Genomic DNA, 2,746 nt, shown 5'->3' on the forward strand with positions numbered 1-2,746 from the left:
ATGGCGGGAAACGCGACCCCATCACGGCAATCACTGTCTCTGGCCATGGGAAGCGTGGCCAAGGCGCAGGCGGCTGTGCAGGCGCTGTCGGACAATTTCGACGCCTGGATGCACGAGGAGGTCGTCAAGCTGGACGCGGCCCGCGAGATCCTGCCGAGGGATGGATACAGCATCGAGGCCGTCAGCGTGCTCTATATGCGCGCCCACGACATGAAGGGCTTGGCGCCCACCTTCGGCTATCCCTTGATCCACCAACTGGCCGCGGGCCTCTGCGTCCTGATCGACGACGAGGAGGTGTCCTTTGAGTCCCGGCTGCCGCTGATCGACGATCACATCGACGCCATCCGAACCCTGGCCGGCAAGAAGGTCAGAAGCCAGGCCGACGCCTTCGGCCGCCAGCTTGTCGCCCAGCTGGAAGGCGACCTTCGCCAGCTGATGGAAACCGCCTGACGCGCAGGGGGATAGAGCCTGACATTAGGGCCCTGTCGGGACCGCCACCCGAATGTCCGCTCGCTGGGGTGAAGCGAATGACGGGTCCGACCCTCCTGTGGCGTTCGGGATGCTACCTCCGGCACGTCGGCGGAAGGATATCTGACGTCGAGCCTCACCAGGAGCTGGATGACATTGGGTGAGCTACCCAATCACCTGAACGAGTCATCGGACTTCTTCTTGCGGGCCATCCGCCTGACCCCTGGTCAGCAAGTGGTGCATTTGTCTGACAGGCCCGGCCGGACGTTGCCAGCGAGCAGCCCGTCTGCCTTTATATGGTTCCTTCAGGGCGCGGGGTGCGTCGTCCAAACGCCAGGCATCAGTAGACCACAAGAATGGCAAGCAAGCGCCTAGCCTTTGGTGTCGCCGGGGGCCTTGTCATCGGCTTTCTCGCACTCTTCGCTATGGTGGCGATGACGGTGTGGCTTGGCGAAAGGTCTAACACCGTTTTCCAGGAAACGGCGTTGCAGCGAGACACCCGGATCGCCGCGGTGGAATTGCGCGATGCCCTGCGAACGGCGGAGTCTAGTCAGCGCGGTTATCTTCTGACCGGCAATGAAATCTACCTGGCTCCCTTTGACACGGCCAAGTCCCGGGCCCGGCAGCAGCTGTCGGATCTCGCACGCTTTGTTGTCACTGAGTCCGAGCCAACGCCGCTCCTGTCCCGGCTGCGAGAGGCGGTGGATGAAAAGCTTGGAGAAATGGACCAAAGCATCGCCCTGAAGCGCGCCGGCTCCGACATGGACGCCCTGTCGATGATCCGTAGCAATCGCGGTAAGGCGCTGATGGATGAAATCAACGTCTACCTGTACGGCGCGATGCTCGATGCCGACGAGAAGTCCACCTTGTTCGGGATCGAGCAGAAGAAGAATGCCGCCATGCTGCGATGGGTATCCATCGTCGCGACTTTCGTCATCGTTCTTGTCGTCGCTGCGGTGGCCTTCACAGTCTACCGCAACAGACAGGAGATCGCGCAGGCGCGTGATGAAGTGCGTGCCGTCAACCTCACGCTCGAGGAACGGGTTGAACGAAGGACGCAGGAGCTAGCGCTCGCCCGGGAACGGGCGGAACTCCTGCTGTCCGAAGTCAATCATCGCGTGGCCAACAGTCTCCAGCTCGTTTCGGCGCTGGTCCATATGCAGTCCAAGACCGTTACCGATGAATCGGCCAAGGGGGCGCTGAAGGAAACAGAGACCCGAATTCAGGCGATATCGCAAATTCACAAGAGCCTCTACACCTCGGGCGACGTAACGTCGGTGGCATTGGACGATTATCTGGGGGTGATGCTGGACAATCTTGGTGTCGCCATGCGCAACGATGGCCATACGGCCCGGCTTACGAGCATGCTCGACCCGGTTATCCTGCCTACAGACGAGAGCATCAGTCTGGGGGTGGTCGCCACGGAATTGGTGACCAACGCCTTCAAATACGCCTATCCCGCCGGGCAATCGGGGGATATCCACGTCATGCTGCGAAAGCTTCCGGAGGGGCGGGCCGAGCTTGTCGTGCAGGATGACGGCATCGGGCTGGGCGCCGCCGTGCATCCGGGTGGGACAGGCCTGGGCTCGAAGATCATCGCTGCGATGGCGGCCGCGCTGAAGACGAATGTCGAGTATGTCAGTCGGACACCGGGGACGGCAGCCCGGCTGGTATTTTCAACCGCACAGATCCTATGAAATTTCCCGTTCCATCAGCTCCGATGCGGTCCTCCATGGCCGCGCTCATCGGGCGTTTGGCGCGCGGGACGCTGGCGGGGCTTCTTGCCATCGCATTACCGTCGGCCGCGAACGCGCAAGGCAATGGCCTGACCAGGCCCGTCGCCCTTCCGGCCTTTGATGCGGCCAAGCAAGCTTGTAGCAAGCCCAGGGGCCTGCGAAGGGAACTGGTATTCGTTCAGGACAATGATCGCGAATTCGTAAAGGGGATCGGGCGGGGATTGGCGCTCGCCGCTGCAGAGCGTGGGCTGGCGTACCGCGTACTGCGTTCCGACAATGAAGCGGCCCTGATGGTGAAGCAGGTCAATGGCCTGTATGCGAACAAGACCGGCTCAATCGTTGTCGCTCCCATAGATCCGCCATAGCTGAGCCCGAGCCTCAAAAGAATGATCGGGAGCGGGGCTTATGTCGGGGCGATCGTGCCGCCGCCCGCAAACACGATCTTGAACGCGCCGCAGTATCTGACCGGCAAGGTGCTGGCGGAATCTGCAACAGCGCATATCCGCACCCGCCTTGGCGGCAAGGCCAAGGCGGGTGCGGAT

3 protein-coding genes are annotated in these 2,746 nt (G+C 61.9%); all 3 read left to right on the forward strand.

Translation table 11 applies throughout. The features are described from left to right. The coding region (locus tag AAC997_RS06065) for a hypothetical protein (protein WP_340644791.1) at positions 1–450 on the forward strand (450 nt) is incomplete at its 5' end. 374 nt (positions 451–824) lie between these two features. Beyond that, a complete protein-coding gene (locus tag AAC997_RS06070; RefSeq protein WP_340644792.1) occupies positions 825–2,165 on the forward strand; it encodes a CHASE3 domain-containing protein in 1,341 nt (446 codons plus the stop codon). A gap of 35 nt (positions 2,166–2,200) precedes the next feature. Continuing rightward, positions 2,201–2,569, forward strand: coding sequence for a hypothetical protein (locus tag AAC997_RS06075; protein WP_340644793.1), 369 nt, complete (start codon positions 2,201–2,203; stop codon positions 2,567–2,569). Positions 2,570–2,746: the final 177 nt, after the last annotated feature.

The organism is Phenylobacterium sp., assembly GCF_037968635.1.
In the GTDB taxonomy this organism is placed as follows: Bacteria; Pseudomonadota; Alphaproteobacteria; order Caulobacterales; family Caulobacteraceae; genus Phenylobacterium.

What these genes read in the sequence shown, in the direction of transcription:
- AAC997_RS06075 (WP_340644793.1), top strand. Translation starts at nt 2,201, where the DNA reads ATGGCCGCGCTCATCGGGCGTTTGGCGCGCGGGACGCTGGCGGGGCTT.
- AAC997_RS06070 (WP_340644792.1), top strand. Translation starts at nt 825, where the DNA reads ATGGCAAGCAAGCGCCTAGCCTTTGGTGTCGCCGGGGGCCTTGTCATC.